This window comes from Streptosporangium sp. NPDC049046 (genome assembly GCF_040649155.1).
Taxonomy (GTDB): domain Bacteria; phylum Actinomycetota; class Actinomycetes; order Streptosporangiales; family Streptosporangiaceae; genus Streptosporangium.
Genome location: NZ_JBEZEZ010000019.1, coordinates 1 through 25,426, shown reverse-complemented (window position 1 = coordinate 25,426; position 25,426 = coordinate 1). Strand labels below are relative to the sequence as shown.

Genomic DNA, 25,426 nt, shown 5'->3' with positions numbered 1-25,426 from the left:
GTCAATTTAGGTAAGCCTATCCATTGGAGTGAGAAATGTCCCGACCTGTCCTGCCTCGGCGGGGGTTCATGGCCGCGGGCCTCGGTCTCGTGTTCGTCCTGGCCGCCTGCGGGAGCGGAACGGAGACGACCGCGGCGACGGGCGGCCCGTCGGCCGCGACCTCCCCCTCGGCGGGTCCCTGGACCTTCACCGACGACCGAGGCAAGAAGATCGATGTGCCCAGCCGCCCGGCCCGGGTCGTCGCCCAGGTCGGCGCCGCCGCGGCGCTGTGGGACTTCGGCGTCCGGCCGATCGCCGTCTTCGGGCCGCACCGGCTCAAGGACGGCACGAAGGATCCCCAGGTCGGTGCCGTCGACATCACCAAGGTCGAGTCCCTCGGCAACGTGTGGGACGAGTTCAACGTCGAGAAGTACATCTCCCTGCAGCCGGACCTGCTGGTCAGCGGCATGTACGCCAAGGACGCCCTCTGGTACGTGCCGGAGAAGTCCGCCGCCACCATCGAGCAGGTCGCCCCCACCCTCGGCGTCAGCCAGATGGACATGTCGGTACCCAAGATCATTGAGAGGTACGGGCAGGTCGCCGCCGCCCTCGGCGCGGATCTCGACGCCCCCGAGGTGGCCGAGGCCAAGGCCAGGTTCGACGCCGCCTCCGCCGCGATCGTCACCCCGGAGAACAAGGGCCTGAAGATCATGGTCATGGCGGGCGGGCCGGAGGCGATGTGGGTGGCCAACCCCGAGGCGCACGCGGACGTGCGCTACTTCAAGGAGCTCGGCCTGGACGTCGTGGTGCCGGAGAAGGTAGACGAAGGCGGCTACTGGCAGACCCTGAGCTGGGAGAACGCCGACACCTACCGGGCGGACGTGATCCTGGTGGACGCCCGCTCCCAGTCGATGCGGCCCGAGGAGATGAAGAAGAAGCCGACCTTCGCCGGGCTGCCCGCGGTCAAGGCGGGACAGGTCTACCAGTGGCACGCCGAGGAGCGCTACAGCTACCAGGGCTACGCCGACGTGCTGGAGCGGCTCAACGCCGACCTCGCCAAGGCGAAGAAGCTGTAGTCGGCACGCCCTCGCGAACCGACTCGTTCGGATCAGGCGTAGGTGCCGCGAACCTCCACGATGTCGGCCAGCGGGAACTCCAGGTAGTCGCCCGCCTCCTCGCACCACGCGTCGAGCACGCCGCTGCGCAGCTCGCCGTGGCTGATGGTGGCGGTCAGGCCGTCGGTCAGCGTGATCGCCGCCCGTACGCCACGGTCGACGACGAAGCCGAGCAGCGACTGCTGGGCGGTCGGCAGCCGGGAGGCCATGCGGCCGATGACCGCCCACGTCCTGCCGGCGGACTGGGACGCCTCGCCCTCGGCGACGAGCAGGCGCTGGGCGTGCTCGCGCGGATCGGGAGGCGGTTCCACCAGCGGGTACGAAGGCTGCTCCAACTCGGCCACCCTGCCCCCGGGAAGCAGGATGAGCCGCCCGTTCCGCGGCTCCTCGACGCGGGCCCTGCGGATGGTGATCTCACCGGTGTCCTCGATCGGCACCGGCGCGTAACCGTTCTCCCTCAGCGCCGCGAGGGTCTTGTCGGCGGGCTGCGAGCTGGCCAGCACGGTCGGGGCGAGCAGTCGCAGGCCCAACCGGCCCAGCCGCCGGTGCCCGGCGATCTCGGCGAGCAGCACCGGATCGGAGGCCTGCACGATGCAGGCGACCGTGGTCACGGTGACCTCGCCGTGCCGCCTGGCCACGTCGTGGACGAGGTAGTCGAGGGGCTGCGGCACCGCGCCCACCTCCGCCAGGTCCGCCAGCAGGCCCTCGGCGGTGTAACCGGAGTCCATGGCCCGGCGCACGCTGGCCGGGGTGAACCGCCACACCGAGGCCGCGCCTCGCGACTCGCGTTCGGCGGCCCGGTCGAGCAGTTCGGCGAGCTCACCGGCGGGCGGGCCGGTCACCACGGCGGTGAGATCAGCACCGAAGAGGGCGCTGCGCCGCACACTGGCGAGCGCCCTGGTGGAGCACTCGACCAGTACGGGGTCGTTCTCCACGATGGGCGCCGAGTCGTCGATCTCGTCGCCGGGAAAGGCGTCGAGGCCGGCCATCGCCCGGCCGAGATCGGTGATCGTGTCGAGGGCGACCAGCCCGAGCACGCGGGCCTCCTCCAGCACGGCGGGGGCGCACTCGGCGAGCAGTGCCCGGTCCAGCAGCGGCGCGTGCCAGTGCGCGGACCTGACCAGCCCCGACAGGTCGGTGCAGGCGGTGTTGGCGGGCAGCCGGGCCAGCACGCCGAGCAGCGCCCGCCGGGCGCGGGCGACCATGGCCCCCGCCGGGTCGTCGCCGAGCACCGTGCCGTACTTGCCGTCGATCTTCCGCAGCGACGAACGCTCCATCCGCCACCACGCCGACAGCAGCACCCTGAGCCTGGCGGCGGCGTCGTCCAGCCGCCAGCGGTCGAACTTCTCCGTGGGCACCAGCCCTCCGGCGGGCTCGTCCCAGGCGAGCAGCCGGGCCACCGCGCACACCTCGAGCAGCAACCGGGTCTCGTCCTCGTCGCAGCCGGTGTCCTTGGCCACCCGCCGGACCTCGCGCACCCCGACCCCGCCCGCCTTGAGCAGCGGCAGCGGGAACTTCGCGGTGTTCTCCAACATGGCGGCACAGCGCTCCACCACGTGCGGTGCGGCGAGCGTCATCAGGTGGTCGACGGCCTCGGGGTCGACGGGGATGGTGGCGAGGTCGGGCGGGAGGGGGGTGAAGGGAGGGTGATAGTCGGGGCCGCGCAGCGCGAGCGCCACCTCACGAGGCATCTCGGCCATGTTCCAGCTGGGCCGGAAGAGCAGGCCGTGGTCGGCCGCCCACTTCTCGGGAGATCCGGGCACCACGAACCTGCCGCCGTCCACGTCGCGGACCGGACCGTCCCAGGCGAACTCCTCCAGCAGCCCTCTCGTGCCGTCCGGGGCCTTCTCCAGCAGTGCGATCACCCGCTCCGGATCGGAGAGGATCTCGGTCACCCTGGTGACCGTGCGCCGCTTGGGACCCTGCGGAAGGCCGAGGGCCCTGGCCAGTCCGCGCAACGCGTCGGCGCTGACCGTCCAGGAGTTCAGGTAGTGGGGAATCGGGTCGCCGAGCCCGCAGGGCGCCGTCCACCACCGGGCGACCCCCTCGGCCACGCGGATGCGGCCCTCGGCGTCCGGCCACGCCAACGCGTGGTCGAACAGCAGGTCGAGCCAGGGGGCCACCTCGGCCTCGGGCACGCCCATGAACCGGGCCACCGTGTCAGGCCCGGCCTGCTCGCCGAGGGCGAGCGAGGCCTGCGCCACCTCCAGCGAGGGCAGCGGCAGGCCGCGCATGACCTCCATCACCGCGAAACCGTTGCCCAGCCGCTGCGCCAGGGTGTCCAGGCGGCGTGGCCACGGTGGGGCGATGGCGTCCAGCCGGTTGGCCAGAACTCGGGCGAGCCGTTCTTCGTCGAGGGTTTTCAACCAGCCGAGCAGGTGATCGTCCATCTCGCAGCTCTCTCAGGAATCTCGCGCGGGGACTCTCCGTGAGCCATAAACATCCACGGTAATGCAGAGGGCATCTCTGACGGCATCTACCGCGCAGAATGCGATGCGTTATAAAACTCTCCGCCCGGATCTGACCGGTCCCGGGGCCGCGAGACGGGAGAGGTGGCGGCCCCGGGACCGGTCGGCGCCTGTGAGAAGGGAAGAGGCGGCGCCGTCCGGGAGGGTCGGTAGAGGCTCGGGGGAGCGGAGAAGGTCGTCGGAGCCCCGGGAGAACCTCGGGCCCGGGGTGATCGGACCCGAGGGCGTTCGAGGGGCCCTCCGGGGAGAAGGGAGGAAAAAGGGGACTACGGGCGGTCGAAGGGATCCGGCTCTTCGCACGGGCCCGTCCGGAGGACGGCCCACACGATCTTGCCGTACGGAGCGAGCGGTGCCCAGCCCCATCGGAGACTCAGCGACTCGACGATGTGCAGTCCGAGGCCGCCGACGTCGAGGGGGCAGGGGTCACGGAGGGCGGGAAAGCCGGCCCCCGGGTCGTTGAGCGTGCAGGCGACCAGCCCGCCTCGCCGGAGCAGGGAGAGCCGGATCGGCTCCCTGGCGCGTGACTCGGCCAGCCTCAGGCCGTGCCTGAAGGCGTTGGTCGCCAGCTCCGAGACCACCAGCTCCATGTTCTCGCCCAGTTCGGCGAGGTTCCAGCCGGTGAGGGTGCCTGTCGCGAAGCTGCGGGCGGAGTGGACGGACTCGGCCTGTGGCGGGAGGACGAATGTGGCGCTGGCCATGGCTACCGGGGACCTGGGAAGAAGATCACGCGCGGAATCGGGCCACCAGCCGGCGGGGGGCCACCAGTCGAGAGCCGTCCATGACGTTGACGCTCGGGGGGGCGCGGTTTGGGCGGACTGCACAGCCGTCATCATGGTGCAAACTCCCGTGCAGGTGCAAGAGCGAATGCACGTGCATAAGACCTGTGCAACCGCTACCGTTACCCCTGATTGGGTGATTACGGACGAAAGGGGATCTTGGTCATGGCCGAGGATTCTTTGGCCATGAAGTGACAGACTGTCGATCAGGAAAGCGAGCGAGGAGCACCACGTGTCCATGGATCCGCCCGGTACCGGTTCCACCGTTCGGCGAATCATGCTCGGCGCGAGCCTGCGCCGGTTGCGTGAGGAGAAGGGACTTGCCCGAGAGGTCGCGGGATTTCACATCCGTGCCTCGGAGTCCAAGATCAGCCGCATGGAGCTCGGCCGCGTCGGTTTCAAGACACGTGACGTGGAAGACCTGCTCACCCTGTACGGCGTGCTCGACGACGCAGAACGGCGCGGCCTGCTGGAGATGGTCCGCGAGGCGAACACCCCGGGCTGGTGGCACAAGTACGGCGACCTGTTGCCGAACTGGTTCACCACCTACGTGGGGCTGGAGGAGGCGACGAACATGATCCGCACCTACGAGGTGCAGTTCGTTCCCGGCCTGCTGCAGACGTCCGCCTACGCGCGCACCGTGATCCGGTTGGGCTACCCGGACGTGCCGGAGGCGGAGATCGAGCGTCGTGTGCATATGCGCATGCAGCGGCAGGATCGCCTGACGAGAAAAGACGGCCCCCGGTTGTGGGCGGTCATCGACGAGGCGGCCCTGAAGCGGCCCATCGGAGGTAAGGAGATCATGCGTGAACAACTCCAGCACCTGCTGGAAGTGTCCGCGCTTCCCAACATCACCCTTCAGGTGATGCCCTTCCGATTCGGCATGCACGCGGCCGAGGGTGGTGCGTTCAGCATCTTGCGGTTTCCCGAGTCCGACCTGTCGGACGTCGTCTATGTCGAGCAGCTCTGGGGTGCCCTCTACCTGGACAAACGTGAGGACATCGATCCATACCTCACGGCCATGGAGCAGTTGTGCGTGGAAAGCACCACGCCCGGGGGCACCGCCGAGATCCTCGGCGACCTTCTCAGAGAGATGTAAATGAAGCAGACCTACAACGGCATGCCCGCCACTGACCTTGCCGGGGCCAGCTGGCGCAAGAGCCGCTACAGCAACTCGACGGGTAACTGCGTCGAGCTGGCCGAACTGACGGATGGCAGCATCGCGGTCCGCAACTCGCGTTTTCCCGAGGGGCCTGCCCTGATCTACACACGGGACGAGATTCGCGCCCTGGTGCTCGGGGTGAAGGATGGGGAGTTCGACGGCTTAACGGTGTAACACCGTTTTTACATCGGGGCAGCCGGGTTAACCGCGACGCGCCGATGATGTAACCGGGGGAGTGGATCGGCACGGAAGAGTTTGAGATCACAGTGATTGGGGGCTCAAACCGTGCTCGACCAGATGACCTTGTATCCGGTGGCCGACGACGTGCTGTTCGCGCCAGGCGGGCGCGTCGTGATCCGCACTTACGGCGTCGCCTCGGCGGCCACAGGGGAAGGTGCGTCCACTCCGGTGTCCTACCGCACATGGGTCACCGGAGTGCGCGACCAGCCACGTTACTGGCGCTGGGGTCATTTCGAGGACGCCTGCCACGGTCATCGCAAGGTCCTCGAATGGCTGACCGGCCGCGGTCCCCAGCCCGTCGCCGCCGCCGCCTGACCGAGCCCTCCGTCTCCCGTACGACGTGACGGCGCCCGGCCCGGCGGTTTTTCGAGGTCAGACGGGGGCGTTCCAGGCGAGGATCACCGGCTCGCCGTGCTCGAAGCCGAGCCGGGAGTAGGTCCCGGTGTCCAGCCGGAAGAGCCGCCCGTCCTGCGGGGACAGCCTGAGCCAGCGGGCGCACAGCACCCGCAGGAAGTGCCCGTGGGCGACGAGGACCACGTCGCCCTCCACGGTCCCGGCGCGGGCGATCACCCGGTCGGCGCGGGCGCCCACCTGCTCCGCGCTCTCGCCGGGATGGCCGGCGTCGCCGGGAACGACGCCGTCACGCCACAGATACCAGCCGGGGCGGCCCTCACGGATCTTCGGGGTGGTGATGCCCTCGTAGCCGCCGTAGTCCCATTCCCACAGATCGGGCTCGATCTCGTACTCCTTGATCCCGGCCAGTTCGGCGGTGTTCCTCGCACGACCGGCCGGGCTCACCAGGGCCAGGTCGAATGTCAGGCCCGCGATCAGCGGGGCGAGCGCCCGCGCCTGGTCCTCGCCCTTGGGGGTCAACGGCATGTCGGTGAGTCCGGTGTGCCGGCCGTCCCGGCTCCATTCGGTCTCGCCGTGTCGCAACAGAGTCATCTGATTCATGGTGCCCACCATCATGCCGGTACGGCCGATGCCGGTCGTCGGCGGCTCATGAACGGCTCACGGACGGCTCATGGACGGCTCATGGACTGAGTACGGACTGAGCACGGCATACCCCCGGAGCACGCGATGAGGGGGGAGAGAGCATGCGAAACTGGATTAGTGACGTTATCTGTAGGTCTGGTCGGCGCCGGACCATGGGCCGAGATGGTGCACGCACCGATGCTGGCGGCTGGTCCGAACACGCGTCTGGCGGGTGTGTGGGCCCGTCGCCCCGAGGCCGCGGCGAGGTTCGGCGCCCCGGTCTTCGAACGCATCGAGGAACTCTTCGACAACTGCGAGGCGGTCGCGTTCTCGGTGCCGCCCGCCGTACAGGCGGAGCTGGGAGTACGCGCCGCCAAGGCGGGCAAGGCGCTGCTGCTGGAGAAACCGCTCGCCGCCGACCTGGACGGGGCCCGGCGGCTGGCCGAGGCGGTCGCCGAGGCGGGAGTGGCCTCGCAGATGGTTCTCACCTGGCGTTACTCACCCGCCACCCGCGCCTTCCTTGCCAGGGTGTCGGCGATCGAGCCGTTCGGCGGGCGGGCGGCCAACGTCTCGGGGGCGATGCTCGGCGGGGCCTTCGCCACCTCCTGGCGTCTGGAGCGCGGCGCGATCCTCGACGTCGGGCCGCACATGATCGACATGCTGGACGCGGCGCTCGGCAGGGTCGTCGGGGTCCGGGCGCACGGCAACCCGCTGGGCTGGGTCGGCCTGCTGCTCGAGCACGAGACCGGCGCGGTGAGCGAGGCGTCGCTGTGCATGAGCGTGCCGGGTGAGAACCCGCCCTCCGAGGTGGAGATCTACGGGCGCCTCGGCAGGGAGTCCCTCGACGGCACCCGGCTGGGCTCCGACATCTTCTCCCTGATGCTCACCGAGTTCACGCGTACCGTACGGCGCGGCGGTGGTCACCCCCTGGACGCCGCGCACGGCCTGCGCCTGCAGGAGATCATCGCCGCCGCCGAGGAGCAGTTCGGCTGAGGGACGGCGGCGGTGAGTGGTTCGGCCGAGGTGGGACTCGGCTGAGGGTGGTTCGCCGAAGAGGCGAGGAACGGTTTGTCGCAGGGCGCGCGACGGAGAGGTTCGCCGGAGAACGGCTCGCCCGGAGGACGCGTGTCGGAGAGGTTCGCCGGAGAGCGGTGCGCCGGAGGACGGGTGTCGAGGGCCTCGACACCCGGGGACCTTCGAAGGACGTTCTGGGGAATTGATACCGTTCGTCTGACGCGCAGCGTGAGCGAAGTCCGGTGTGAGTCCGGCGCTGTCCCGCAACTGTCATGACCCCGAGGGGTCGAGCCAGGTCGCCTCCGCCGCGTCGACGCAGACCCTCGTGGAAAAGGGTGACCCGTCTCTCCTGGGTCTCTCGGTTCCGGCAACTGAAAGGACCTCGTGTGAGGCCCGTACGCAGCGCCCTCGCCGGTGCCCTGTTCGCAGCACTGACCCTGGCCGGATGCGGCCAGAGCTCCCCGGCCCCGTCCCCGACCCTGTCCCCGACCGCCCCCGCGGCGGCCACTCCCTCGGCGGGCTTCCCCGTCACCGTCGAGGCGGGCAACGGCCCCGTCGTCGTCGCCAAGAGGCCCGAGCGGATCGTCTCGCTGTCGCCGAGCGCGACCGAGAGCCTGTTCGCGATCGGCGCCGGACCGCAGGTCGTGGCGGTGGACGACCAGTCCACCTATCCCGCCGAGGCGCCGAAGAGCGACCTGTCCGGTTTCAAGCCGAACGTGGAGGCGATCATCGCCAGGAAACCCGACCTCGTCGTGGTCGCCAACGACATCGGCGGCGTGGTGGCCGCGCTGGGCAAGGTCGGTGTCCCCGTCCTGCTGGAGCCCGCCGCGACCAAGTTCGACGAGGCATACGACCAGATCACCGACCTGGGGGACGCCACCGGCAACGGCGACAGGGCCGCCGAACTCGTCGCCGGGATGAGAAAGCGGCTCGACGAGATCACCGCCGCCGCACCGAAGGACGCGAAGCTCACCTACTACCACGAGCTGGACACCACCCCCTATTCAGTTACCTCCGACACCTTCCTCGGCCAGATCTACGGGCTGTTCGGCATGACGAACATCGCCGACAAGGCTCCCGACCCGGCCGGCGGCTACCCCAAGCTCTCCGCCGAGTTCGTCGCCCAGGCCGACCCCGATCTCGTCTTCCTGGCCGACACCAAGTGCTGTGCCCAGTCCAAGGAAACCCTCGCCAAGCGTCCCGGCTGGTCCAGGCTCTCCGCCATCAAGAACGACCGGGTCATCCCCCTCGACGACGACATCGCCTCCCGCTGGGGGCCGCGCGTCGTCGACCTCGCCGAGCAGATCGGCGACGCCGTTCAGAAGGTGTCGGCGGGCTGATCGGTGTCAGGAAGAAACGGCAGATGTCTCCTCCCCGCCTCGAAGGACGAGGGCCGCACCCCGGACCGTCGGTGAGTCCCGGCGACGCGACCTCCGGATCGTCGCCTTCAGCCGACACGGACCCCGGCGTCGAGGCGAACGCGGGCGCGGACGCCGGCATCGGTACAGCCACCGAGGCGAACGCCGACACCGACACCGGCATCGGTACAGCCACCGAGACGAACACGAACGCCGGCACCGGCACGGACGCCGGCGCCGACGCGGTTCGGAAGGCCGATGCCCGGGGGAGGCAGGCGGCCAGGCTGCGCCCGCCGGTGGCGCTCGCGGCCGTGGCGGTGCTTCTGGTGAGCATGCTCGCCGGGCTGCTGGTCGGCGCGGCGGACATCGCGCCGACCAGCGTGATGCTCCAGCTGCTCGACTGGCTGCCGTTCGTCTCGGCGGACTCGGGACTCGCCCCGGTCGAGCTGGGCCTGCTGACCGAACTGCGGCTGCCCCGGGTCCTGCTCGCCGCGATCGTCGGCGGCCTGCTGGCCGTCGCGGGAGCCGGATACCAGGGCGTCTTCCGTAACCCGCTCGCCGATCCCTACCTGCTGGGGGCCGCGGCGGGCGCCGGTCTCACCACCACGGCGGCGATCGTCTTCACCGGTGGCGACGTCGAGGCGATCGGCATCCCCGCCGCGGCCTTCACCGGGGCCGTCGGCGGCGTGCTGCTCGCCTACGCGCTGGGCAGCGCGGCGGGCCGGGGCGGCGGCACCGCGACGCTGGTACTCGCGGGCGTCGCGGTCACCTCCTTCCTCACCGCCGTCCAGACGTTCCTGCAGCAGCTCAAGGTGGAGGAGCTCCAGCGCATCTACGCCTGGATCCTCGGCGACGTCGGCGGCGGCTGGGGCCAGGTCACCCTCGTCGTCCCGTACGCCGCCGTCTCCGTGGTGGTCATGCTGCTTCACGGCAGGCTTCTCGACGTTCTCTCGGTCGGCGACGACGAGGCGGTCACCCTCGGCCTGAACGCGACCCGCGTCCGCCTCGTCGTGCTGCTCGCCGCCTCCCTCGCCACCGCGGCGGCCGTCGCGGTGAGCGGGCTGATCGGCTTCGTCGGCATCGTCGTGCCGCACGTGGTCCGTCGCCTCGCCGGGTCGTCGTACCGGATCGTGCTGCCGATCTCGCTCATCGGCGGGGCCGCCTTCCTCGTCCTCGCCGACCTGATCGCCAGGACCGTACTCGCCCCCGCCGAGCTGCCCATCGGGGTGGTGACCGCGTTCGTCGGCGCACCGTTCTTCGTGGCCGTGCTGCGCGTGACCCGCAGGGTCGAGACATGAGGCGGCGCGTGCCCTGCGGGGGCGAGACCATGAGGCGCGTGCCCGGAACCGGGCCCATGGAGCCGTACGTGGTCCGGAAGAAGAAGGCGCGGCTCCGCCCGGACGGTGGGTGCGCGGCCGTGACCCGCGCGCCGCGCGAAGGGGAGACGCGGTGAGTCACCTGGTGGTGCGGGACCTGTCGGTGGTGCTGGATCGGCACCCGGTGCTGTCCGGCGTCGGGCTCGACGTACGGACCGGCGGATGGCTGGCCGTCATCGGGGCCAACGGCGCGGGCAAGTCCACTTTGCTGCGGGCCCTGGCGGGGGTGCTGCCCTTCGAGGGGGATGCGCTCGTCGACGACGTGCCGCTGCGGCGGCTCAAGGCCAGGGAGCGGGCCGGGCTGCTCGCCTACGCCCCGCAGTCCCCGGCGCTGCCGGCCGACATGACCGTGTTCGACTACGCCCTGCTCGGCCGCACCCCGTACATCCCCTACCTGGGCCGCGAGAGCCGGCACGACCGCGAGGTGACCGTCTCGGTGCTGGAGCGGCTGGACCTGTCGCCCCTCGCCGCCCGCCCGCTCGCCCGCCTGTCCGGTGGCGAGCGTCAGCGCGTCGTGCTCGCCAGGGCGCTGGTCCAGCAGGCCCGGGTGCTCCTGCTCGACGAGCCCACCACGGCCCTCGATCTGGGACACCAGCAGCAGGTGCTGGAACTCGTGGACCGGCTCAGGCTGGCCGACGGGCTCACCGTCGTCACGACGCTCCACGACCTGAGCCTGGCGGGTCAGTACGCCGACTCGATGATGCTGCTCTCCGGCGGACGGGTGGCCGCCTCGGGTGCCCCGGCCGAGGTGCTGACGGGCGAGCTGATCGGTGAGCACTTCGACGCCCGTGTGCGTGTCGCGGCGGGTCCCGGCGGCAGGCCCGAGGTCCATCTGGAGCGTCCTTGAGCGAGATGGGAAATCGTCCGGAGGCGTTCGTGAGCGGCTACGAGGTCCGGCCGGAGGTCCCGGAGCGGATCCGAGGTTCACGCGAAGCATCACCGGGACCCTCGCCGACACACGGAGCGTCTTCGGGACCCTTCCCGACACATGGAGCATCTCCGAGACAGTCGCCGACACATGGAGCGTCCCCGAGACTGAGCCATCGCGACGAGGACGGCGCGCGGCTCGCCTCGTTGCTGTGGGAGTTCGGGCCAGGATGGCGGGCGATCTCCTCGGCGATGGTCGGCGGCGGCATCGGCCCGGTCGCCTGGGTGCTCAACGCGCAGGTGGTCGCCGGATACTCGCGGATGGACCCGGTGGACCACCTCCTGGAGCTCGCTCCGCCCGGCCCCGGGGTCGGCATGCTCACCGCGGCCTCGGTCGAGCACTTCACCCGGGCCCACGACGGGGGAGCGGAGGTGGTGGCGACCGTCGGCCTGCGCGTCCCCACCTGGGCCGCCGCCCCCGAGGGCGCCGCCGACCCCGAACTGGCCCCCATGCTGCTGCCGGGAACGATCAACATCGTCGTCGCCGTCCCGGTCGCGATGAGCGACGCCGCCCTGGTCAACACGGTCATGACGGTGACCGAGGCGAAGACCCAGGCACTACTGGAGGCCGGTTTCCCCTGCACCGGCACCGCCTCCGACGCCGTCTGCGTGGTCGCCCCCGAGCGCGTTCCCGGTGGTCCTGAGGAGCTCTTCGGTGGTCCCCGCTCCACCTGGGGCGCCCGCGTAGCCCGCGCCGTCCACACCGCCGTCCGACAGGGCGCCCGCCGATGGGCGAACCGTGATGCGCCGGCTACTTAAAGTAGGAGAATCGCGGGAAGTGGCATGTGGGCGAGGGCGAGACTCCCGATACTGAGCGGGTGACCGCGATGGCGCCGAAAGGGCCGGGCCGCTTTGGGTGATCTTCGATCGGTATACGTTGTCGCGCCGGAGGGGCCGCCGGGATTAGACTTTGCGTAACTGTCCGCGACGGGGCGTGGGCGTGACGATAGGCCGTAAGACGGGATGGGCGAAGCGGGGTGGCGATGCCCTGCTCATGGCCTTTTACTGGTGATGGCGGAAAGAAAGTCAAGTCCTACGGGCCTGGACGGTTCACTTATTCACCCCCGTTTGCGACCCTGGTCCTATCCCCTGTAGGGAGTGGCGATGCGGCGGTTCGGTTCGGCGCTGGCGGTGCTCGGAGGGCTCTGTCTGGCGATCGCCGGGGTGGCTCCCGCCCTGGCTCATGAGCATCCCAGCGGGATCACCGACCTGGTGACCCCCGCGGTGGTCAGGATCGAGGCGACGGCGCGGGTCGACATCACGCTGCTCGACCACATCGGTGAGCTGGTCCACGTGGAGCGTTCCTACGAGGTGCCGATCGGCAGCGGCACCGGCACCGTGATCAACCCCGACGGGGGCATGGTCACCCTCACCCGGGTGGTCAAGACCGACCGCGACGTCCGGATCTACGCGGCCAACAAGATCTTCGCCGCGCACCACAAGGTCAAGATCCCCGAGGACTTCGAGCGGCACAGGCTCAAGGACGACCAGCTCGACCACCACCTGCAGGAGTGTTACCCGCCCAAGCAGCCCACCGCCACCTGCATCATCGACGTCACCACCGAGATCACGGTCTTCCCCAACATCTCTCCCCCCGACAAGGAGGGGTTCAAGGCGGAGATCGTCCGTGTCGGTGACAAGCCGGACAGTCCCGCGGTGCTGAGCCCCGTCGGCCGCGCGGACGGGAGCGCGGGCCTGCCCACCGCCCCGCTCGCCGCCGTGGTGCCCGCCAAGGAGGGCTCGCCGGTGGCGGTCGCGGGGTTCACCGGGCGGCCCGCAGTGAACCTGCCGGAGACCGTCGACATCGCCCACCTGCGGGCGGGCGGCGCGGGGGAGAGCGGCCGGCAGTTCAAGGACCCGGAGAACAAGGTCAACGAGCCGGAGAAGCTGGGAGCCCTGATCGACAAGGGCCTGCTCGGTGGTCCGGTGATCGAGGACAAGAAGGGCGAGGTCGTCGGACTGCTGATCGGCGGCGGCAAGGACGCCCGGATGATCGGCATCCGTGAGATCACCAAGGCCCTCGCCGAGGCGGACGTCACGCCCGCCCGGGGCTCGATCGACGCCGCCTTCGAGCAGGCGCTGACCCGCTTCCACACCCATTACTACGGCGACGCCGTCCCCGCCTTCCAGCGCGTGCTCGAGCTCTACCCCGGCCACATCGTGGCGGCGGCGCACCTGAAGACGTCGCAGGCCAAGCGGGGCACGGCGGAGGACGAGGCGACCAAGAGGGCGGCCGCCTCCACCGATCTGCCCAAGAGCACGCCCCTGTGGCCGTTCCTGGTCGGCGGTGGCCTGCTGGTGCTCGTCGTGCTGGTCATCGCGATCCTGCTCTGGCGCCGTGGGTCGCAGGATCCCGACCCCGAGCCCGAGCCGAGCCCGGCCGCCAAGACCGGGCCCACGGTCCCGGCCTCGCCACCGATACCGATACCGCCGCGACCGGCCTTCGACGAGCAGGCCGACTCCACGGTCGTCGTCGGCCGGTCCTTCCCGGCGCTGCCCAAGATCTCCTCCACCCCCGGTCAGCCGGTGCTGGTGGCACGCGATCCCGGCCACAACACGGCCCCGGGCTCCGGCACGGCACCGGGCACGAAACCCGGAGAGACGATGGTGCAGAAATACTGCACGGGTTGCGGAATGCGACTGGGCCCCGCCCACAGCTTCTGCGGCTACTGCGGCCAGCCGACCAAGACGTGATGTCCATGAACGACAGGGCGCTGATCGGCCGGGAAGTGGCCGGCTACCAGGTCGAGGACATCATCGGCAAGGGCGGCATGGCCGTGGTCTATCTCGCGATCGACCCCAGGCTCAACCGCAGGGTGGCACTGAAGATCCTCAATCCGCTTCTCGGTGAGGACGACAGGTTCCGCCAGCGCTTCGTGCTGGAGTCGCGCACGGTCGCGAGCATCGACCACCCCAACATCATCCCGATCTACGAGGCCGACAGCGCCGAGGACGGCACCCTCTACATCGCGATGCGTTACGTCGACGGCCCCGACCTGCGCAAGCTCTTCTACGACCGGGGGCCGATGCCGGTCAGCCAGGTCAGCCGGATCTTCGCCCAGGTGGCCGCCGCGCTCGACACCGCGCACGCCCACGACCTGGTCCACCGCGACGTCAAGCCCGCCAACATCCTGATCGCCGGTCACGCCGACGGCGACCACGCCTACCTCACCGACTTCGGCATCACCAAGCACCGCACCTCGATCTCCGGGCTGACCCAGACCAACCAGTTCATCGGCACCCCCCGCTACATGTCGCCCGAGCAGATCAACAAGGAGCACATCGACGGCCGCTGCGACCAGTACGGCCTGGCCTGCGTGGTCTACGAGGCCCTGTCGGGGCGGCTGCCCTTCCAACGCGACAACGAGATCGCCCTGCTGTGGGCGCATCTCGCCGAGACGCCCACGCCGCTCACCACGCTCCGCCCCGAGCTGCCGCTCGAAGTCGACGGTGTGATGATGCGGGCCCTGGCCAAGGCGCCCGAGCAGCGCTACGACACCTGCGGCCAGTTCGTCGCCGAGCTGCGTGACGCGATCAGCGGCGCCGGGCAGCCGTACCAGCTCGCGCAGGCTCCCTCGGCGTCGTCGGCGGTGTCGCCGACAGTATCTCCGGCGGTGTCGTCGGCGGTGTCCGAGACGACCGAGGTGTCCGGGAAACGAAAAGGGCCCAAGGGACGCCCGTCCGGGGGGAAGGGCATCCTCATCGGCGCGGCCGTGGCGATCACGGCGATCGTCGCGCTGGTGGCGGTGCTCGCCACGTTCCTGCGCGGCGGCGACACCTGGGTGGCGTACCCGGGCTCCTCCGCGGTGCCGGTCGCCTTCCAGCACCCCGGGACCTGGACCCTTGAGCCGCACGCCGACGTGTTCGTGGTGGCCTCCCCGAAGGTGGAGCAGTTCCGCGCGCTGTTCGCCACACCCGTCACCGCCGACTGGGCCGCGGCGAACGAGATCATCAAGGACGCCCCGCAGGACGCCACCGGCCTGTACGCGCAGACCCTCGACACCCTCGACCCGCTCGGCGGCGCCAAGCAGCTGCAGGAGACCCTGCAGTCCTCGCTTCCCGGAACGGTCAGCGTCTTCTCCCAGGTCGTGCAGGTGAGCGTGGGTGGGCAGAACGCCGCGCGCCTGCAGGGGACGATCGCCGACCCGCAGCGCGGCGGTCAGCTCGAATTCACCGGCTGGGTCGTCGAACGGCATGACGAGCCCGCCATCCTGATCTACTTCTGCGCGTCCGGCAGGTGCGATGACGCGGTCGCCAACAGGTTCGTGCGGAGTGTCTCGTTCCCGGCGTTCTGACCCGTTGACTTGTGTCCGACTTGTGAGCGGCTTGACCGGGCGTTTTGTCCTATGGGCAAGACGGTCGCCAGGCTTTAGTCTCCCCGCAGGGCGGCTCTCCTTCCCCTTCGGTACCGGTGCGTACGGGCCGTTCGATCGCTCGGCCCCGGAACGAGGTGTCCAGCCGCCCGCAAGGAGGAGAAGTGAACATCCGCGTCGTGATCGCCGACGACCAGGCGATGGTTCGCGCCGGGCTGAAGCTCGTCGTGGAGAGCGAGGTCGGGCTCGAGGTGGTCGGTGAGGCCGCCGACGGGATCGAGGCCCTCGCCGTGGCCCGCCGTACCAGGCCCGACATCGTGCTGATGGACATCTCGATGCCGCGCATGGACGGCATCACCGCCGCGAGGCAGTTGCTGGGCCAGCAGGACCCGCCGAAGGTCGTCATACTGACGACCTTCGACACCGACGAGAACCTCTACGCCGCGCTTCGGGCCGGGACGAGCGGGTTTCTGCTCAAGGTCTCGCCGCCCGAGCAGCTCGTGGAGGCGATCCGCGTCGTCGTCGCCGGGGACGCCCTGCTCGACCCGGCCGTCACCACCCGCGTCATCGCCTCCTTCGCCGGGCGCCACGACCCCGCGCCTCCGCCGCAGCTGGCCGACCTCACCCCGCGCGAGCTGGAGGTGCTGCGCTTCCTGGCGCGCGGCCTGACCAACGCCGAGATCGCGGGGGAGCTCTTCGTCGGCGAGGCCACGGTCAAGACGCACGTGGCGCGGGTGCTGATGAAGCTTCACCTGCGCGACCGGGCTCAGGCGGTGGTGTTCGCGTACGAGTCGGGTGTGGTCCGGCCGGGGGCGGCGGTCGGGTAGTAGGAGATCCACTCCTCGCGGCTCATCCGGAGCATCTTGACGCCGAGATGCCCCAGCGCGACCGCGGGGGCGATCCACATCGGGATGGTCGCCGGACCGTACGGGACGACCAGCGAGGCGCCGTAGCCGATCAGGACGACGAGCGGCACCCACCAGTGCGCGAATCCGGCTCGCCAGACGCCGATCAGCAGGACGGGCAGGCCGAAGAGGGCGAAGAACAGCCAGGGCATCTGGAATCCGAAGACGACGCCGGGCAGGTTCAACATCTCGTCGAGGATCCGCTGCGTCTGCTCGGGGGTGTTGCGCTGCCCGAGCCACCACTCCACCGGGTCGGTCAGGAGCAGGCCCGACAGGCTGATGTAGCCGATGACGGTGAGCGGGCCGACGATGTGGCCGAAGACCACCGCGCGGCGGCGCATCACGTGCAGCAGGCCGAGGGCCGCGACGGCCATCAGCAGGTAGGACCAGTGGTACATCACCGACTGGACCTGGGCGAGGGCGGGGTTGTCCCCGAAGCTGACGGACTCGCGATCGTCCCCCCAGGTGCCGGGGTCGACGATGACGGCGATCGCCTGGAGCAGCGGGGCGACGATCAGCAGCACGCCTGAGGAGATGCGCCGGAAGTCGGCTGAGTCACGAAACATGGGCTTTTCCTGCCTGTGCGGGGCTTCTCTCACTCAGGAAGGTAGGAGGCCGATACGTGCCGGGGCGTCCCTCACCAGGCTGATCCGGGGTCCCTCTCGTGGGGTATTCAGCGGGTAATAAGGTCTCACAGTGGGGCGGTGGGAGTTGTGAGAACCGCCTCTCCCAAGGTCTGGCCCACAGTGCACGGACTTGCGACCAGAAAGATGAAGCGATGTTGCACGAGAAGCTTGAATCGATTTACGACAGCGTCCTGCGTCGCAACCCGGGGGAGATCGAGTTCCACCAGGCCGTTCGTGAGGTGCTGGAGAGCATCGGCCCGGTTCTCGGCAAGCACCCCGAATACGCCGAATCCAAGATCATTGAGCGGATCTGCGAGCCGGAACGGCAGATCATCTTCCGGGTGCCCTGGGAGGACGACCAGGGCGAGGTGCACATCAACCGCGGTTTCCGGGTCGAGTTCAACAGCGCGCTCGGCCCCTACAAGGGCGGCCTGCGCTTCCACCCCTCGGTCTACCTCGGCATCGTCAAGTTCCTCGGCTTCGAGCAGATCTTCAAGAACGGACTGACCGGCCTGCCGATCGGCGGCGGCAAGGGCGGCTCGGACTTCGACCCCAAGGGCCGCTCCCAGCGCGAGATCATGCGCTTCTGCCAGAGCTTCATGACCGAGCTCTACCGGCACATCGGCGAGTACACCGATGTCCCGGCAGGGGACATCGGCGTCGGTCAGCGCGAGGTCGGTTACCTGTTCGGTCAGTACAAGCGCATCACCAACCGGTACGAGTCCGCGGTGATCACCGGCAAGGGGCTCAGCTACGGCGGCGCGCAGGTCCGCACCGAGGCGACCGGGTACGGTTGCGCCTTCTTCGTCGAGGAGATGCTCAAGGCCCGCGGCACGTCCTTCGACGGCAAGCGCGTCGTCGTCTCCGGCTCCGGCAACGTCGCCGTCTACGCGATCGAGAAGGTACGGCAGCTCGGCGGCACGGTGGTCGCCTGTTCCGACTCCTCGGGGTACGTCATCGACGAGAAGGGCATCGACCTCGACCTGCTCAAGCAGGTCAAGCAGATCGAGCACCTGCGGATGGACGCCTACGCCCGGCGGCGCGGCGGCGGAGTGTCCTTCGTGGCGGGACGGAGTGTCTGGGAGGTGCCGTGCGAGGTGGCGATGCCGTCGGCCACCCAGAACGAGATCACCGGCAAGGACGCCGAGGTGCTGGTGCGCGGCGGCTGTATCGCGATCGGCGAGGGCGCCAACATGCCCACCACGCCGGAGGGCATCCGGATCTTCCAGGAGGCCGGTGTCTCCTTCGGCCCCGGCAAGGCCGCCAACGCCGGCGGTGTGGCCACCAGCGCACTGGAGATGCAGCAGAACGCCAGCCGCGACTCGTGGACCTTCGAGTTCTCCGAGCGCCGCCTTCAGGAGATCATGCAGGACATCCACGGCCGCTGCCTGAAGACCGCCGAGGAGTACGGCATGCCGGGCAACTACGTGGCCGGTGCCAACATCGACGGCTTCAAGCGCGTCGCCGACGCGATGCTCGCCCTCGGCCTGATCTGAGGTCCGAGCCGGGACGTCTGCCGGCGACCGCCAAAGGCGTCGGTCACCGGCACACCGCTGCCGCCTCCCCTCGCGCTCCCGGGCGCCGAGCCCGCCTCCCCTGTCCGGGGACGCTCATCCGGCGAAGCCGTGAAGGGGGCGTCTAGGAGGCGAAGAGCCACTCCAGAGCGGTGAGGGACTTACCGGCGTACGCGTCCCGACCGGTTTCGAGGCCGTACGCCAGGTCCTCGAAGACGCTGCATCTGCCGTAGAAGACGGCGCGCTCACGCAGGGCGGCGGTGTCACCGGACCGGTAGCGGCCGAGGGCGGCGTCCAGGGCGGCGGGGCCGAGGTCGCGGTACAACAGGCCGAAGTCGTAGGCCGGGTCGACGATCGCGGCGTCGCTCCAGTCGATGACGCCGGTCACCGCGCCCGTGGCGGGGTCGACGAGAACGTGCTCGATCCCCAGGTCGTTGTGCGAGAAGACCGGGTCGCGGCCTGGGGCCGGAGGAGGGGTCTTCAGGAAGTCCCGCACCGCCCGGTGGTGGGCCTCGGGGATCTCCTCGGCGATCGCGGGATGGATCTCCGTCGCCTCGTCCAGCCATTCGGACGGCGGTGGGGCGTCCACCTCCACCAGCCCGGCCAGCCGATCCGCCGGAACGGCGTGCGCGGCGGCGAGCAGGCCGCCGAGCGTGGCGGCGACCGACGGGCCGTGGGCCAGCCGCTCCGGCAGGGGCAGGTCGAGCAGCGGCCGGCCGGGGAGCCTGCGGTAGGCGAGGCAGCCCCGTTCCGCGACCGTGAACTCCGGCTCGGGGACGGGCACCGGTGAGAGGCCGGCGACGGCGGCGAGCAGGCGGGCCTCACGCGCCACGAGTACAGCCCGCCGCGCCGGATCCGGCTCCTTGCTGAAACGTACGATCAACTCGCCGTTGACCTGGTACGCGACGTTGTCCTCGCCCTCGCCGAACGGTGTGACGGTCTCGACGCGGTAGCCGGGCAGGTGCTCGGCCACCGTGTCACGGACGTCGTCGGCGCGGTCGTGGTTCTGGCTCCCCATACCGCGACCCTACCGATCACACCGGAGGGCCGAGACGCCCGCTGATCACGTCCTCGACTCGCGCCGGAACACCTCAGGTGAACACGGCGGTCGTCAAGCCGGCTGATCCGGCGCTCGCAGGGAGCGTGGATCAGCCGGTCGACATGACGAGCGGGACACCTGTCAGGGGGTGGGCAGGCCGCTCTCCAGTCGGCACCCGTCGGTGGTCCGCGTGTTGTCACAGCGGTTGAGTTGGAGGCTGTCCACCACGTAGGCGAAGGACTGGCCGTTCGGGCTCACCACCGAGAGTTGCACGGTGGCCGCGCCGGCCGGTGCGATCGCCGAGACGTTGTGCTCCGCCCAGTCGGGTGTCAGGGCGTGGAGCGAGCTGTCACTGTTCGAGATCAGCGTGTTCGACGCGTTGTACCAGGAGAGCCGTAGCTTGACGCCGCCGGAGGTGGCGGTCGTCAGCCGGACGAAGAACTTGTACCGTTGCCCCGGCGTCACCTGGGGCCTGCGGGTGACCGACAGGATCCCCTCGGCCCACGACTGGACGTTCACGGTCAAGGACCGCCGGCCGTCGTAGTAGCGGGCCGACACCTGCTGGTCCGCTCCAGGTGGAGTGACCTGCATCCATCCGCCGCCGGAGACGGTGAAGCCCGTCGGGTACCCATGGGGCGCGTCCGCCTCGATCGTGCGTTCCTGCGCGGTCAGCAGGTCGTTGCTGTACCCGATGTCGCAGCAGAGCGGCGGGGTGAGCATCGACCAGGTGGCGAGGTTGGCCTTGCGAGGGTGCGGATAGGCGCTCGTGTAGAACGTGGCCGTGGTCTCGCTCGGGTCGTAGTAGTTGTTGAACTCCTGGTCCACCTGCCAGGTGTGCCACTGGGTGGACATGACGTCGGTGTCCTCGTGGAGGACCGTCTCGGTGACCTTGGCGTGGTCGACGTCGAACAGGTGGATGAACTCGTGCAGCATGGTCGCGCTGTCCCACTCGTCGGTCGCCGCGACGCACAGGAGTTCGCAGAAGGCCTGCGCCGTCCCGTCGAAGTCCTCGAACACCATGTAGGTACGGTTGGCGTGGTCGTAGCCCGCCGCCGCCAGGTCGTCCTCGACGACGTCCGCGGCGGTCTCGCCGCCGATCACGCCGTTCTCGATCTTCTCCGGCACCACGAGGGCGCGCGCGTAGTCCGCGTAGCTGCCGGTGCCGTAGCCGGTCCGGCAGCTCAGATTGACATGCTGGTCGTAGTTCGTGGACTCGTCCAGTGACCAGTCCACCCGGTCGACGATCTTGGCGATCCTCTCGACGAAGTCGTCGTAGCGGTTCCCGGACTCCTCGTGCCAGGCGTAGATCACCTGGACCGCGGGGATGCTCCCCGCGGCGTTCCTGGGGTCGGACAGCGTGGTGGCGCAGCCTCGCCGGGGAATGTCCGCGTCCGCCGGTTGGACGTAGGGAACATAAGGTTCGGAGCCGATGGGACTGAAATCGGCGTGTGCCGTATCCGCCATCAGGACGACAAGCGCGACTACGACCAGCGCGGACGTGAATCGCTTGAACCGTGCCAACAAAGGATTTCCCTCCAGGGGTTTACCGTGCCGTGAACCCGTAAACGCGAATGGCGGGTTCCCGAGAATTCCGGATGTGTTCTCGGTGGTATATCGGTAAGCGTTTTTCGGTCGGCGGCGCCGACCTCGAACGTGACCCTTCCGACTGGGCCGTGAAACGCGGCCGGGAACGGATCTCGCCGAGTTCGGGTTCCGCTCGATGTGATAGCAGCTCTGTGAGCAGCGGTGATGACAGGGGAAGGGGTGGGGTCACCGGTCCGGCCGTCGAGCCCTCGGCTCGGCGACGAGGGTCGAGTGGGTCGGGTTCAGAGTTCGCTCATGTGACCGGTGGCCGGGTGCCGTCGGCCTTCACGAGCCTGGAATCCCATTCCGAAGAAATGTTTCCTGAATGTATGCGGTCGATGACCGCCTCACCTCTTCACCTTGGAATCATCGGACCAGGCAAAGGTAAACAGCACCTGTTTCGGCTCGATTTCACAATGACTCCCTGTTCTGTTACTGCTGGGCGTCATGGCGTCGGTTTCCGAAGTTGAAAAGGCGAAGGGTCGCGAAGGGGTGCGGTTACCGGCGGCGCGTTCGCCGTTGCTCACCCCGTCGCACGCGCGATCTCGCCGAGCCGGGGGCGGTGAGGATACGGGGCGCCGGGGCGGGGAGTTGTGCCGCCGATCGCCGCGCTCGCCGACCGGCCCTCGGCCGGGCGCTCACCGGCTGCCGCAGGGGGGATCCGTCGCGTTCACTGTCGGCGGCGACCGGATGCCGGGTTCGGGAAAGCCGTCCGCGCGAGGGTGGTGCCGTCCGCGGGAGGTGGTGCCGTTCGCCGGAGGGTCGGCGGTGCGCCGGCCGGGGCAGGCCCTGTGTCCCAGGACCTGCCCCGGCCGGATGTGCGCTCAGCCCGCGCCGGGGACGACGGCGGTCCTCTCCTTGAAGTCGTAGCCGTGCTGGGTGGCGTTCTGTCGCAGGTTGTTGAAGGAGTCCTTGCCGGCCTGGAGGTCGGCCTCGGTGGCGGTGCCGTTCTTCAGCTTGGTGGTCAGGGCGCTGAAGCTGTCGGTGACCGCCTTGACCCCCTTGCACAGGGTCGGGTTGGCCAGGGCGAAGCGCCGGGCCACCTTCAGTTCGTGAAGAGTGAAGAGACCGGCGACGGCGGCCTTGGCGAAGGTCCGCTTCCGCTTCTCCGCTCCGGCCTTGAAGCCGCCGCTCTGCAGTGGTCGGTAGATGTAGCGGTAGAAGGCGCCCAGCGCGAGGCCCGCGTGCAGCGCGAAGCGGGTCTTGGCGAACCTCTTGGCGTTGACGCCGGTCGGGCACTCCTCCGCGGTGTACTCCTGGGCGCTGTCCTCCCCGGAGAGGTCGGCGGCGGGCGGGGCGCCCGCGGCGGGTGGAACGGCCGCGGATGTCGTGGCCACGGCGGTTTCCGGTTTCACGGCGGTGGACTGACCGCCGCCGCAGCCGCCGACGAGCAGTGTCACGGCCAGCAGTGCCGCTGCCGGAACGGCAACGGATCGGGCACTCCGTACAGGCATCTTCCCCCCCGGATGACGGTTACGGCGTCGCCTTTCACCCCCTTTGTACCCTTTGTAGCTGCTTAAACGCTTTCCGTAAGGCGATCGGCTCCTGTCGCGCCTCGGTGGCTCGGCTCCGGGCGGCCCTCCGGCGGCCTCCTTGGGGTCGGGGGTGACGTGGAGTCGCGCCTCGCTTTCGGGCGGGTGTCCCGATCGCAAGTAATCACCTGTTTACTTGTGGTCGTTTTGGACGCGAAAAAACAGGGTGCAAATTCGCTTTCTTCGGCTAAGGTCGCCAATGCCTTTATGTCGCCTTTAATGCGGACATCGTCCCCTGGTGCTCCGTAGGCGGCACCTCGGTATCCCCTCGTACGAAAGGTGACCGGTGCGTTACCGTCTTGCGCCCATCGCGGTGGCTGCTGCTTTTTCCCTCCCGTTCATTTCCTTTTCTCCTTCCGTACAGGCCCAGGTCAAGCCGTGCCACGGCAATGGCACGGACGGCGCGGTCCAGAGTCCCATTGAGATCGACCGTTCGGTGGCGTGCCCGGGTGTCGGTCCCGCGATCGCCGTTCACTACCCGCACAGCGTCGACGGGACGCTCCTGTTCCAGGACAAGCCCCCGCTGGAGGAGGCGAGCGAGCACGACGACGTCAGGTTCGTCATCGGCGCCGGCGGTACCCAGCCGTACATCACCTACGGCGGCCAGCGCTACAACCTGAACAACGTGCACTTCCACGGCCACGCCGAGCACAAGTTCGCCGGTCAGCCCTTCGCCCCGCTTGAGGCCCACTTCGTCCACGAGCGGGCGACCGGGCCGAAGGGGTACGTGGTCTTCTCGGTCCTCGTCGACGCCGGGACCTTCCACGGCCTGTCCCAGCACGATCGCCTGATCGCGTCGCCTCCCGCCCTCGGCGAGTCCAGGAGCCTGCACGGTGTCGACCTGAAGGCCATGCTGCCCGAGAGCCACGCCACCTACCGCTACACCGGCTCCCTCACGACGCCGGACGAGACCGGCACCTACTTCCAGCCGGTCAACTGGGTCGTCTTCAACCAGCACGCGAAGGCGCACCAGAACAACATCCAGTCGTACAGGTCCCTGTGGGGTCCGGAAGGCAATCACCGGGAAGTCCAGGAGAACACTCCGAAGCCCAACATCTACTCGTACCACTGACACCACGCCATTCCGGTGACCGTGACGACCACGTCGGCCGAGGCACTCCTCGGCCGGCGTGGTCGTTTCACATGCTTGGCGGGGGGCGTACGCGAGGGTGATGGTTTGCAGTTCCCACCTGAAAGTTATTCGTCGAACTGATCGAGTCGGCTGATGATGGCGTCGATGACTTCGGGGATCAGGTGTTCGGCGAGGAGGCGCTGGAACTCGGCCTCGCCGAGGGCCTCGCGCTGCTGTGCGAGCCAGTGCAGGTCGGTACGGATCTCGGGGGTCTGGAGTTCGGCGCGGATGAGCAGGCTGCGCACGGTGAGGGCCACCGCCTCGGCGGCCCGGCCCGTCTGGGTGTACAGCACGCCGATCTGGCTGTAGCTGCTGGCCATGCCTGCACGGTTGCCGGTGTCTTCGTTGATGGTCAGGGAGCGGTGGTAGTGCTCCAGCGCCTGCTCATACTCTCCCCGCAGCTCGGCGATCCTGCCGAGCTGGTGGTAGCTGCTGGCCATGCCTGCACGGTTGCCGGTGTCTTCGTTGATGGTCAGGGAGCGGTGGTAGTGCTCCAGCGCCTGCTCATACTCTCCCCGCTGCTGGGCGATCCTGCCGAGCTGGTGGTAGCTGCTGGCCATGCCCGCACGGTTGCCGAGGTCTTCGTTGATGGTCAGGGAGCGGTGGTAGTGCTCCAGCGCCTGCTCATACTCCCCCCGCAGCTCGGCGATCCTGCCGAGCTGGTGGTAGCCGATGGCCATGCCCGCACGGTTGCCGAGGTCTTCGTTGATGGTCAGGGAGCGGTGGTAGTGCTCCAGCGCCTGCTCATACTCCCCCCGCAGCTCGGCGATCCTGCCGAGCTGGTGGTAGCTGCCGGCCATGCCCGCACGGTTGCCGAGCTCCTCTTCGATGGCCAAGGAGCGGTGATAGTGCTCCAGCGCCTGCTCATACTCCCCCCGCTGCTGGGCGATCATGCCGAGCTGGTGGTAGGAGCTGGCCATGCCCGCACGGTTGCCGAGCTCCTCTTTGATGGCCAGGGAGCGGTGGTAGTGCTCCAGCGCCCGCTCATACTCCCCCCGCAGCTCGGCGATCCTGCCGAGCTGGTGGTAGCCGATGGCCATGCCCGCACGGTCGCCGAGGTCTTCGTTGATGGTCAGGGAGCGGTGGTAGTGCTCCAGCGCCCGCTCATACTCCCCCCGCTGCTGGGCGATGATGCCGAGCTGGTGCAGGTAGACAGCCTGGGCCCGGCTGCCGTCGGCGGCCCATGACAACGTCTCGTGGCACAACTGCTCCTCCCACCCCCACGCCCCCCAGGTATGCAGCCGCTCACACACCCCATCCGTCACGGCCAGAGCGGCGTCGACATCACCCGCGGCACGGTGATGGAAGCGCGCCTCCAGCAGCTCCGCCAGATCCTGCTGCGCGCTCTGCGGCCGGGTCTGGACCCGCCAGCGCCAAAACCGCGCCGCCGC

At 69.3% G+C, this 25,426-nt stretch carries 22 protein-coding genes; 14 read left to right on the top strand and 8 right to left on the bottom strand.

From position 1 onward, the window contains the following. The first annotated feature begins 35 nt into the window (after positions 1–35). Complete coding sequence (locus tag AB0B96_RS25705; RefSeq protein ID WP_362902502.1) at positions 36–1,055, top strand: ABC transporter substrate-binding protein; 1,020 nt, start codon at positions 36–38, stop codon at positions 1,053–1,055. Positions 1,056–1,087: 32 nt separating this feature from the next. Here the strand turns inward: AB0B96_RS25705 and AB0B96_RS25700 are convergent, their stop codons facing one another. Together AB0B96_RS25700 and AB0B96_RS25695 are read right to left on the bottom strand one after the other, a co-directional pair. Beyond that, on the bottom strand, positions 1,088–3,484 hold the full coding sequence (locus AB0B96_RS25700) for a helicase-associated domain-containing protein (protein ID WP_362902500.1): 2,397 nt from the start codon (positions 3,482–3,484) through the stop codon (positions 1,088–1,090). Positions 3,485–3,828: 344 nt separating this feature from the next. Further along, complete coding sequence (locus tag AB0B96_RS25695; protein ID WP_362902499.1) at positions 3,829–4,260, bottom strand: ATP-binding protein; 432 nt, start codon at positions 4,258–4,260, stop codon at positions 3,829–3,831. 355 nt (positions 4,261–4,615) lie between these two features. On the opposite strand from AB0B96_RS25695, the gene AB0B96_RS25690 reads away from it, so the two are divergent. The 3 genes from AB0B96_RS25690 to AB0B96_RS25680 all read left to right on the top strand — a co-directional run bounded on the left by AB0B96_RS25690 (position 4,616) and on the right by AB0B96_RS25680 (position 6,055). Next, positions 4,616–5,437 (top strand): helix-turn-helix transcriptional regulator, encoded by an 822-nt coding sequence (locus AB0B96_RS25690; RefSeq protein ID WP_350947502.1) that lies wholly within the window; start codon positions 4,616–4,618, stop codon positions 5,435–5,437. Next, positions 5,438–5,674, top strand: coding sequence for a DUF397 domain-containing protein (locus tag AB0B96_RS25685; protein WP_350947375.1), 237 nt, complete (start codon positions 5,438–5,440; stop codon positions 5,672–5,674). 123 nt (positions 5,675–5,797) lie between these two features. Further along, a complete protein-coding gene (locus tag AB0B96_RS25680; RefSeq protein ID WP_362902497.1) occupies positions 5,798–6,055 on the top strand; it encodes a hypothetical protein in 258 nt (85 codons plus the stop codon). 57 nt (positions 6,056–6,112) lie between these two features. Here the strand turns inward: AB0B96_RS25680 and AB0B96_RS25675 are convergent, their stop codons facing one another. Then, on the bottom strand, positions 6,113–6,694 hold the full coding sequence (locus tag AB0B96_RS25675) for a histidine phosphatase family protein (RefSeq protein ID WP_362902495.1): 582 nt from the start codon (positions 6,692–6,694) through the stop codon (positions 6,113–6,115). Positions 6,695–6,820: 126 nt separating this feature from the next. On the opposite strand from AB0B96_RS25675, the gene AB0B96_RS25670 reads away from it, so the two are divergent. From AB0B96_RS25670 to AB0B96_RS25635, 8 genes are all read left to right on the top strand, one after another. Further along, a complete protein-coding gene (locus AB0B96_RS25670) occupies positions 6,821–7,708 on the top strand; it encodes a Gfo/Idh/MocA family oxidoreductase (protein WP_362902493.1) in 888 nt (295 codons plus the stop codon). A 407-nt stretch (positions 7,709–8,115) separates the two neighbouring features. Then, on the top strand, positions 8,116–9,069 hold the full coding sequence (locus tag AB0B96_RS25665; protein WP_362902491.1) for an ABC transporter substrate-binding protein: 954 nt from the start codon (positions 8,116–8,118) through the stop codon (positions 9,067–9,069). A 23-nt stretch (positions 9,070–9,092) separates the two neighbouring features. Next, complete coding sequence (locus AB0B96_RS25660) at positions 9,093–10,385, top strand: iron ABC transporter permease (protein WP_362902489.1); 1,293 nt, start codon at positions 9,093–9,095, stop codon at positions 10,383–10,385. 151 nt (positions 10,386–10,536) lie between these two features. Beyond that, positions 10,537–11,310: an ABC transporter ATP-binding protein gene (locus tag AB0B96_RS25655; protein ID WP_362902487.1), complete on the top strand. Its 774-nt coding sequence runs from the start codon at positions 10,537–10,539 to the stop codon at positions 11,308–11,310. A gap of 227 nt (positions 11,311–11,537) precedes the next feature. After that, positions 11,538–12,149: an adenosylcobinamide amidohydrolase gene (locus tag AB0B96_RS25650; protein WP_362902485.1), complete on the top strand. Its 612-nt coding sequence runs from the start codon at positions 11,538–11,540 to the stop codon at positions 12,147–12,149. A gap of 345 nt (positions 12,150–12,494) precedes the next feature. After that, the gene (locus AB0B96_RS25645; RefSeq protein WP_362902483.1) at positions 12,495–14,084 is read left to right on the top strand and encodes a hypothetical protein; all 1,590 of its coding nucleotides are present in this window, start codon (positions 12,495–12,497) and stop codon (positions 14,082–14,084) included. Beyond that, the gene (locus tag AB0B96_RS25640) at positions 14,084–15,685 is read left to right on the top strand and encodes a serine/threonine-protein kinase (RefSeq protein WP_362902481.1); all 1,602 of its coding nucleotides are present in this window, start codon (positions 14,084–14,086) and stop codon (positions 15,683–15,685) included. Before AB0B96_RS25645 ends, AB0B96_RS25640 begins: the two co-directional genes overlap by 1 nt. A gap of 182 nt (positions 15,686–15,867) precedes the next feature. Next, positions 15,868–16,530 (top strand): response regulator transcription factor, encoded by a 663-nt coding sequence (locus AB0B96_RS25635; protein WP_350947385.1) that lies wholly within the window; start codon positions 15,868–15,870, stop codon positions 16,528–16,530. Here the strand turns inward: AB0B96_RS25635 and AB0B96_RS25630 are convergent. Beyond that, the gene (locus tag AB0B96_RS25630; RefSeq protein WP_362902478.1) at positions 16,470–17,174 is read right to left on the bottom strand and encodes a hypothetical protein; all 705 of its coding nucleotides are present in this window, start codon (positions 17,172–17,174) and stop codon (positions 16,470–16,472) included. The genes AB0B96_RS25635 and AB0B96_RS25630 overlap by 61 nt on opposite strands. 212 nt (positions 17,175–17,386) lie before the next feature. On the opposite strand from AB0B96_RS25630, the gene gdhA reads away from it, so the two are divergent. Then, positions 17,387–18,730: an NADP-specific glutamate dehydrogenase gene (gene gdhA, locus AB0B96_RS25625; protein ID WP_350947387.1), complete on the top strand. Its 1,344-nt coding sequence runs from the start codon at positions 17,387–17,389 to the stop codon at positions 18,728–18,730. Positions 18,731–18,872: 142 nt separating this feature from the next. Here the strand turns inward: gdhA and AB0B96_RS25620 are convergent, their stop codons facing one another. The 3 genes from AB0B96_RS25620 to AB0B96_RS25610 all read right to left on the bottom strand — a co-directional run bounded on the left by AB0B96_RS25620 (position 18,873) and on the right by AB0B96_RS25610 (position 22,825). Then, positions 18,873–19,766, bottom strand: coding sequence for an aminoglycoside phosphotransferase family protein (locus tag AB0B96_RS25620; RefSeq protein WP_362902476.1), 894 nt, complete (start codon positions 19,764–19,766; stop codon positions 18,873–18,875). Between the two features lie 162 nt (positions 19,767–19,928). Continuing rightward, positions 19,929–21,308 carry a hypothetical protein gene (locus AB0B96_RS25615; RefSeq protein WP_362902474.1) on the bottom strand — a complete coding sequence of 460 codons (1,380 nt, stop codon included), beginning with the start codon at positions 21,306–21,308 and terminating at the stop codon, positions 19,929–19,931. 887 nt (positions 21,309–22,195) lie between these two features. Next, a complete protein-coding gene (locus AB0B96_RS25610) occupies positions 22,196–22,825 on the bottom strand; it encodes a hypothetical protein (protein WP_362902472.1) in 630 nt (209 codons plus the stop codon). 364 nt (positions 22,826–23,189) lie between these two features. Between AB0B96_RS25610 and AB0B96_RS25605 the strand changes: the two genes are divergently transcribed. Beyond that, positions 23,190–23,975 (top strand): carbonic anhydrase family protein, encoded by a 786-nt coding sequence (locus AB0B96_RS25605; protein ID WP_362902470.1) that lies wholly within the window; start codon positions 23,190–23,192, stop codon positions 23,973–23,975. Positions 23,976–24,100: 125 nt separating this feature from the next. Here AB0B96_RS25605 and AB0B96_RS25600 read toward each other — a convergent pair. Next, positions 24,101–25,426, bottom strand: a 1,326-nt coding sequence (locus tag AB0B96_RS25600) for a tetratricopeptide repeat protein (RefSeq protein ID WP_362902468.1), incomplete at its 5' end; no start/stop codon positions are given.